Below are 8,344 nucleotides of genomic sequence, written 5' to 3' on the forward strand. Positions count from 1 at the left end.
TGTTATTAATAAGGTCGATCTGCCTAGCGCCCGTGTGGATGAAGTAAAGGGACAAATAATAGAATTAATTGGGTGTGATGAGAATGAAATCATTTGTGCCAGTGCCAAAAGTGGTATTGGAATTCAGGATGTATTTGATGCCATTATAGAACGCATCCCGGCACCGGCAGATAATGCCGAAGCACCATTGCGAGCCATGGTATTTGATTCTGTCCACGACAACTACAAAGGTGCAATTCCTTACGTCCGAGTGTTTGATGGTGTACTCAAGCCCGGAGAAACGGCCCGATTTTTTGCCCACGACCGTCAATATGATATTACAGAAGTGGGCCATTTTGTGTTGAAACAAGTTCCGGCCAAAGAACTCCGCGCCGGAGATGTGGGCTATCTATTAGCCAGCATTCGCGATGTATCCCATATTTTACCGGGAGATACAATTACGACGAAATCAAATCCTGCAACTGATGCTTTGGCGGGATTTAAAGAAATAAAACCAATGGTCTTTTCCGGGTTGTATCCTTCTGATGCTGATGATTATGACCAACTGCGAATGGCTCTCGATAAATTAAAATTGAATGATGCTTCCTTATTCTATGAACCGGAAACGAGCAAAGCATTGGGTTTTGGATTTCGTTGTGGATTTTTAGGGTTGCTCCACATGGAGATTATCCAAGAAAGGCTCGAGCGGGAATTTGACTTGGCATTGGTGACAACTACACCTAATGTGCAGTATAAAGTTGAGTTGCGGAATGGGAAGATTGTTGAAGTGGATACACCGGCAAAAATGCCGCCAACGGGAGATATTCAATCAATTTTAGAACCCCACGTTTCAGCTGAAATTATTACACCAAAAGAGTTCATCGGCAACATTATGACACTTTGCCAAAGAAAGCGTGGCATTTATAAGAACACCAATTACCTCACGGCAGAAAAGGCACAATTGCATTACGACCTTCCTTTAGGTGAAATTATTTTTGATTTTTATGATAAATTGAAATCCACTAGTAAAGGGTATGCATCTCTAGATTACCATTTGTCCGGTTATGTATCCGGTGATCTGAAAAAATTGGATATTCTTATCAATAACGAAACGGTTGATGCTCTGTCTTTTATTACCCATACTGATGATGCTTACCATCGCGGAGTTGCCCTTTGCTCAAAATTGAAAGAACTCATTCCTCGACAAATGTTTGATGTACCTATTCAAGCATCCTTGGGAAATAAAATTATCGCTCGTTCCACAGTAAAAATGATTAAAAAGAATGTAACGGCAAAATGTTATGGTGGTGACATAACGCGTAAACGCAAACTGTGGGAAAAGCAGAAGGAGGGGAAGAAGCGGATGAAATCTATTGGTAGGGTAGAAATCCCCCAAGAAGCGTTGTTGGCTGTCCTCCAAATTGATTCAGACTAATCGAAGTGTTCAGGTGTTAAAGTGTTTTCGTACGGGACACATGAACACGTGATTACCCAAACACTCATGAATAATTCAAACTATTGGGAAGAAACCCACACGCCGCTCTATAGCTTCATTTTTACGCTACCCTTATTTCTTATTTATGAAATAGGCGTTTTTGCGATTTCTGCCAGCGATTTACCCCTTTTGAGAAATGGTGCTGATGTTTTGATGCGCCAGATTTTAGAAGTATTTGGAATTTTCGGAGTCTATGGTTTCAGCGGATCGTTCCTGATTGGCTTCATGGTTGCCTTCCTCCGTCAAAAGAAAAAACTGATGACATCGGCCATTCGCGGGGAATATTTATTAACCATGTTATTTGAGAGTATTGGATGGGCGATTGTATTAACAATTACCATGATTTGGCTTCCGGCACTTTTGATGAATGGTAAAGATGGACGATTAATGCAGCAAGTAGTTTTAGCTATCGGCGCTGGGATTTATGAAGAATTCGTTTTCCGTGTTATTCTCATCGTTGGAATGGCTTCTGTTTTAGGGTTTATATTTCAATGGCGCGAAGCTGGGCAAAAAGCGGGTGCAGTCATTCTTGCGGCAGCATTATTCTCTGGTTTTCATTTTGTTGGTGCTTATGGAGAGACGCCTGCAATGAACTTATTTTTAATTCGTATGGTAGCGGGTGTCGTTTTAGGCGGTATTTACGTTATGCGAGGATTTGGTGTGGCGGCTTATACCCATACCATATATGATTTATTTGTTTTGGTAAAGTACACCACTTCAGCATGATTATTAATTGAGAAAATCTGTAATTTCAGCGTCAATTTTTGGGGAAAATTAATCTTAATGAAAAAAATATTATCCATTTTGTTTTTACTGGGAACATTGTCAGCCCAGTCATCATCATTTAAATCATTTGATGTAGTCATCTATCCGGAATATTATTTTGACGGAATTATGGCTGAAATTGACGGTGAAGTGAAAGATGAAAGTTTACCACTAAACTTAGAGATATCCGTTCCAGCCAATACAGATAGCGTATTTTACGTGGGTGGTACAGCAGAATCTGAAGCTGAAGTAAAACATTTATCGGTACTGAAATCAAAAAATCGCTCTTTGATCCAGGTGAGTGTGGTGGATTCCAAATTTCGATTATTTGTTTTTTATCCAATTGAGAAAAATGGCACATCACGTTCTGGGAACTTCAATCTTGAGATAAATAGTGATGTGGAGGATGCCCATGTGATTATTCAGGAACCGCTCATTGCAGAAAATTTTTCATTCTCTGAAAAAGATGCGGAAACTTTTCAGGATCAACATGGATTAAATTTCAAAAGAATTCATCTTCATGATTTTCGGGCGAATACAAACAAAGCAATATCATTCAGTTATGAAAACCCCACTGGTGGTATTTCCATCAATGCGCTTCAAACAATGTTGAGCAATGATGATAATGCAGCAATACCTTCAGCCCCATCGGTGAAAACGGCACCAGTTCGGCATAAATTACCTTTGTGGCAACCATTGGTTGTTTTGGGAATAGTGGCCGTTATTGTAGGTGGAATGTTTTATGCTCAAAGAAAATCTGAACTTAAGGATAATTTTGATTCCAAGCCCCAAAAGGGTAATGGAAAATTCTGTACTGGGTGCGGTGCACCGATTCAGGACAATCACAAATTTTGTGCAAACTGTGGGGGGGAACTCTAAATGTGGCCTATTATTTTCGACTTCGGTGAAATCAATATATTTGGTTTCGAATTTCATCCTGTAATCAATTCATATGGGTTTATGATGATGATAGCATTTTATTCATGTTATTATCTTCTCAACAAGGATCTGAACCGTCTTGGATATGACGCAAAGTTAGCCGCAGATCTCGTTTTTGCAGCAGCAGTTGGCGGTATTCTTGGTTCAAAGATATATTATTTAATTGAGAATTTTGACCGAGTAAAAGCAGATCCCATGGGCATGATTTTCAGCGGGGCAGGGCTGGTTTTTCTCGGCGGATTGATGGGCGGCACTTTAGCCGTGACTTTCGTTATTAAAAAGGAAAAACTCACATGGATTAAATTTGCAGACATTGTTGCGCCCTTATTGATTTTGGGATATGCTATTGGCCGTATTGGCTGTTTATTAGTGGGAGATGACTATGGTTTGCCCACTGATTTGCCCTGGGGAATTTCTTTTCCTGATGGGTTGCCCCCATCAACTTATGCCGTATTTCAAACTTATTATCCATGGGTAAATCTCTCAGGATTTGAACCTGGCGTATTGACGGTTCATCCTACACAGATATATGAAACTTTATTAGGATTGGGAATATTTTATTACCTCTATAACAAACGTATGTCAGTCGTTATTGTAGGTAGTTTATTCTTCACATATTTAATTTTTGCAGGATCAGAAAGATTCTTAATTGAATTCTTACGTGTAAACACAAAATATGCTTTTGGCCTCAGTGGCTCCCAATTGATCTCCCTTTCAATGATTGGAATTGGTGCATGGTTTTTAACTCATCCCGTGAATGTGCCACAGGAAGAACCATCTGAAAAATAGACTAATTTTTTTCTTTTCACTTTTACTCCTTTATGGGGTTGCTATTCCCCAGGAGGCTATCGAGGTTGGCAGAATTGACCTCACAAAAAATGTAATAGATTCCGAGTTTGAGCCGAACCGCCTCGTTAAAATCCCCAATGGATTAATTTTTCTCGATACCCAAAACCGCCGTATTGGCAGTTGGGTTTCGGACACATTATTAATTAAGGGTGGCTTTGGTGCAGGAGAATCTGGTTTGTTCGACCCGGTGGATATAGTTTCACATCAATTGGATGTATTTATCCTAGACCGCACAGAAAACAGGATTAGCCGATTTGATGTCCAATTAAATTTTATTCAATCTATTTCATTTGCTGAAAATGATGGTGGTTTATTCCCCACTTCAATGGGAAATGATAGCCGTGGATGGTTGTATTTCTATTCTCCTGAAACGCATCAGATTTATCGTTCCAATCCTAATTCATCGCAGCTTAATACTTTTATTGATCTCAATTCCTTTCCCAGGACAGAAGATTGTGTGGCTTCCATGCGATTTGGGCGAAATGATCAATTGGCACTTTTATATAATTGTATAAATGAGATCCATCTTTTTTCTCGGACGGGAAAAATGGAACGCCGATTTAAAGTTAATATTGAGAATCCAGCACTTATTTTGTCATTTCAAAAATTTTGGGTTATCCTCAACGAAACGGGAGATATTCAATTTATTGGTGAAACGCCATTTGCATTAGATTTAAATGATGCACTTCGTGATGCCATTGTGGATGGTGATTTCCTCAACGTATTGACCGATAAAGAATTGATCATTTTTGATATAAATGTTCCTAAATAAATATTTCGTCTTTTTTGGTGTAACGGCAATCCTTTGTTCGCAGGATTCTACACAAATTGATTTGCCTCAAAAGATTGGCCCTATAATTAATCATTTACCCCATTTGGATAGCTTAATTGCTGTTCAAAAAGATACTCTTAATCAATCAACCATGTCAGCCGAAGCATTGGCGCAGGCTGGTAAACACCCACTCACTCAACCAATTTCATACCCAATCAACGCATCGGGAACATTCTTTCGTGGAATAGAAATGAGCTCCCAAGGTACTGGTGGATTAAGTGGCGGACTCCGATTTCAATTGGCAGGAAAGCTTAGTGAAAATATTCGCGTTTCCGGCACAGTTACCGATGAATCCATACCAATTCAACCGGACGGAACTACCGCCGCTTTGGATGAATTAGACAAAGTTTATTTGAATGTATCCCATCCTTCCGGAGAATTGACGGCGGGAGATATAATGGTGATTAATAAATCGGGTAAGTATAATAATAACAAACGAAATATAGTAGGTATAAAGAACAACATTAACCATAATGACGTAACAGTTCGGACCATAATCGGCCAATCTAAGGGGAAATATCATAGTTTAGAATTGAAGGGGGAAGACGGAAGGCAAGGGCCATATTTTTTAACATCGAAAGAAGGATTAAGGAGCGTCATCATTTCCGCCGGTTCCGAATCGGTATGGCTCAATGGGGAAAAATTGACCCGGGGAGAAGATCGCGATTACACCATTGATTACACTTCTGGAGAATTGACATTTACACCCAAGCATTTAATCTATTTCGATTCGGATATAGATTTAGAATACCAATATTCAGACAATGCCTACAAAGCCAATTATATAGAAGCGGGGTTGGAGGGAGTCATTGGCGATAAAGGGCAATACAGCATTTCCTATATCGATGAGCGTGATAATGCAAAAGGATCCTTTTTATCCGATGAACAGCGGTCGGCCTTTAAATCTAAAGATGTGTTTTACCAATCTGGAGTCGTTCAGGATTCATTGGGAGATTATGTATTAATAAATGATAATTTCCTTTTTATACATTCTGCGTATAACATATTACCTGAAAACCGATACACCGTTACATTCAGTCCGGACCCCACCGGAGATTATGTTAGAAAAATTTCTGATAAAAACCGAATATATTATGCATTTGTTTTTACAGACAACATTGATAATCGCCAACGCTATTCTCCTGGTCGCTCACTTAGGGCACCGGTCAGTCACCAATTATTACAGTTTGATACGAATTTAAAAATACTTCCCGGTTTATCATTATCAACGGAAGGGGCATTCTCGATTAAAGAGAACAATGTATTGTCAAACCATTCAGAAACGAAAAAGAATGGAAATGCCTTTCGCTTAGGATTGGATCAAAAGCCCATTCAAATGGGTAAAGTGAATCTGGGTTTTGATTTCGAATATTGGCTGAATTCGGTGGATTTTCGATCTCTGAGTAGGGAGAGAAGTGTGGACTTTAATGAATCATGGGATTTGGATATGGCGCAAGCTTTGGATGGAGAATCCATGTCATCCATGCGAACTGTTATCGAGATTGGAAAAGGACTGAAAAGCGGTATTGATATCTCAAGGCTAACTCAGGGTGACCGAAAAAAAGATCGTTCTGAGATTGATTTGAGCTACCAAGGTAAATTGATTAATAACGCACAAATGAGATGGAATAAAGTTCAATCTGAAACTGCCTTCCAACAGGTTGATGGCCAAATCCGATTATTCGATGGACCTCTAAAACCATTTATAACAGTGACACACGAAGCGCGGGAAAAAGTATATCAATTTGATGATATTTTGGTGGGGTTAGATTTCACTCGAAACAACCGTTCTTTCTCATTGGGGATAGGCCAGCGGGAAGATCAGACTGCCACTTTTAAAGATGCGACTAAAATGGAAACCACCCAAACGGGTAAGGTCGTTCAAGTTGATTATAAATCCAGACAAAAATCAGGGTGGCGGCAGGAGTGGCTGTACAGTCAGCGGATTCAAACCAATGAAAAAGACAATTCCAGCAATGACTATAATACCTTCCGCACAGCTTTGAATTACCGAGACAGAAAAAGTCCCTTTCAATTGGATTTTGTCATAAATGCACTCACATCCATGCGTGAATCTCGAGCCATTGTTTATGATTCAATCGGTGTTGGTTTCGGCCATTATCGTTACGACTCCCAGTTGAATGAATATATTTCCGATCCCAATGGTGCATACGTGGCTCACACTGTTTTTACGGGGGACCGGAAACATGGATCACAATTGGATGGATTAACACGTTTTTCTATCGATTTTGCCAAATGGAAATTTGATCATCTTAAAAACTGGAAATATCGTTATATAAATCGGTTGGATTTCCATGGATCGAAATTTTCTATTTCAGGCCCCAAACTGGATGTGGGAGAAGTATATCGAAGTAATTATCGTCACGAATTAATTTATAAAAAAAGGAAACAGAAAAATCGCCATCGCATTTGGAATCAGAATTCATCCAATTTTAATGGGTTGGATCCCCGTGGATGGGAGTACAGATATAAACAGGAATGGGGTGGTGAGTCTCAAATCGCTCTGAAGGGTAATTATCATCTCGTTATTCAGGGTGATATGCATGATTCTCGAGTGGAATCTGAAAAAGAACGGATTACCATGCGATCCGTAGATGGTTATACTTTTGAGGCCGGCTTTAAAAATTATAGTTCTAGTTCATTCCAATGGGAATCACGGTTCATTTATTATTGGGACGATACTGGGATCGGAGGGCTTGTGAGACCTAAAATTGGCTTAAATATGGAAAAAGTATGGGCTCATGGCATGAAAATGAATTGGATTCAATTCATTGGTAAAGACGGCCGAATTGAAGGGAATTTTGAATATTATATTGTGAATGGATTTAAATCTATGCCCCCGGAAGCATTGAAGGGATTATCTCACGGTCGGACCTTACGGAGCAATATTCGTGCATCCTTCTTTTTGGGCAAATCACTTTCGGTCAATGCCACATTATTATACTTAGATGATGCTCGCTATGATGGTTTTGTCAAACTTCAGGGAGAGGTTCGTGCCCATTTTTAGATTTATTCCATTCATCGCAGTCCTCTCAATATCTATTGCTCAAAAAATAGACTCAACCTTCTATGCCAAACTGGAATCAAAAGGGGAATGGAAAAGCTATTATTTATTGAATGAAAATGGCGATTATGAATTTGTATTTGAAAATGCAGAAATTGATTCTCTATATTTCTTAGAAGATGGATCAATTAATCAAAAGGTGATACAGCGCTTATTTCATCCACTCATGGGACTTAAAGACCATAACCGTGCACTGCAACAGTTTCGAACGATTCAGAGCGCTTATCCTTATATTAACGGTGGTTCTGAAATTTCTTTCGCTCAGTATGGCAAAAAACAAGTGGCAGCCGTGGTGGCGTTTCATCCCCAGTTCAAAAGTCAGATCGGCGGCATCATCGGGGCCAGCAAAGGTAAAGATGGAAAATGGCTCACCACTGGAGAAGTGGATCTCCATCTGGAA

7 protein-coding genes are annotated in these 8,344 nt (G+C 39.5%); all 7 read left to right on the forward strand.

Annotated features, from left to right (window positions below; translation table 11 throughout):
• A partial coding sequence (gene lepA, locus HN459_03275) for an elongation factor 4 (GenBank protein MBT3478463.1) occupies positions 1 to 1,414 on the forward strand: 1,414 nt, incomplete at its 5' end.
• A gap of 21 nt (positions 1,415 to 1,435) precedes the next feature.
• A complete protein-coding gene (locus tag HN459_03280) occupies positions 1,436 to 2,200 on the forward strand; it encodes a CPBP family intramembrane metalloprotease (protein MBT3478464.1) in 765 nt (254 codons plus the stop codon).
• Positions 2,201 to 2,257: 57 nt separating this feature from the next.
• Positions 2,258 to 3,118, forward strand: a complete 861-nt coding sequence (locus HN459_03285; GenBank protein MBT3478465.1) for a zinc-ribbon domain-containing protein — start codon at positions 2,258 to 2,260, stop codon at positions 3,116 to 3,118.
• Positions 3,119 to 3,967 (forward strand): prolipoprotein diacylglyceryl transferase, encoded by an 849-nt coding sequence (locus HN459_03290; protein MBT3478466.1) that lies wholly within the window; start codon positions 3,119 to 3,121, stop codon positions 3,965 to 3,967.
• Positions 3,936 to 4,799 (forward strand): hypothetical protein, encoded by an 864-nt coding sequence (locus HN459_03295; protein ID MBT3478467.1) that lies wholly within the window; start codon positions 3,936 to 3,938, stop codon positions 4,797 to 4,799. Before HN459_03290 ends, HN459_03295 begins: the two co-directional genes overlap by 32 nt.
• Positions 4,786 to 7,887, forward strand: a complete 3,102-nt coding sequence (locus HN459_03300; protein ID MBT3478468.1) for a hypothetical protein — start codon at positions 4,786 to 4,788, stop codon at positions 7,885 to 7,887. The genes HN459_03295 and HN459_03300 overlap by 14 nt, the downstream gene beginning before the upstream one ends.
• On the forward strand, positions 7,874 to 8,344 hold a 471-nt coding region (locus HN459_03305), incomplete at its 3' end, for a hypothetical protein (GenBank protein MBT3478469.1). The genes HN459_03300 and HN459_03305, both read left to right, overlap by 14 nt.

This window comes from Candidatus Neomarinimicrobiota bacterium, from assembly GCA_018647265.1.
Lineage (GTDB): Bacteria > Fidelibacterota > Marinisomatia > Marinisomatales > TCS55 > TCS55.

Excerpts from the sequence above, each read along its gene's own strand:
- HN459_03285 (MBT3478465.1), top strand. The coding sequence starts at position 2,258 with ATGAAAAAAATATTATCCATTTTGTTTTTACTGGGAACATTGTCAGCC.
- HN459_03290 (MBT3478466.1), top strand. The coding sequence starts at position 3,119 with ATGTGGCCTATTATTTTCGACTTCGGTGAAATCAATATATTTGGTTTC.
- HN459_03295 (MBT3478467.1), top strand. The coding sequence starts at position 3,936 with ATGTGCCACAGGAAGAACCATCTGAAAAATAGACTAATTTTTTTCTTT.
- HN459_03300 (MBT3478468.1), top strand. The coding sequence starts at position 4,786 with ATGTTCCTAAATAAATATTTCGTCTTTTTTGGTGTAACGGCAATCCTT.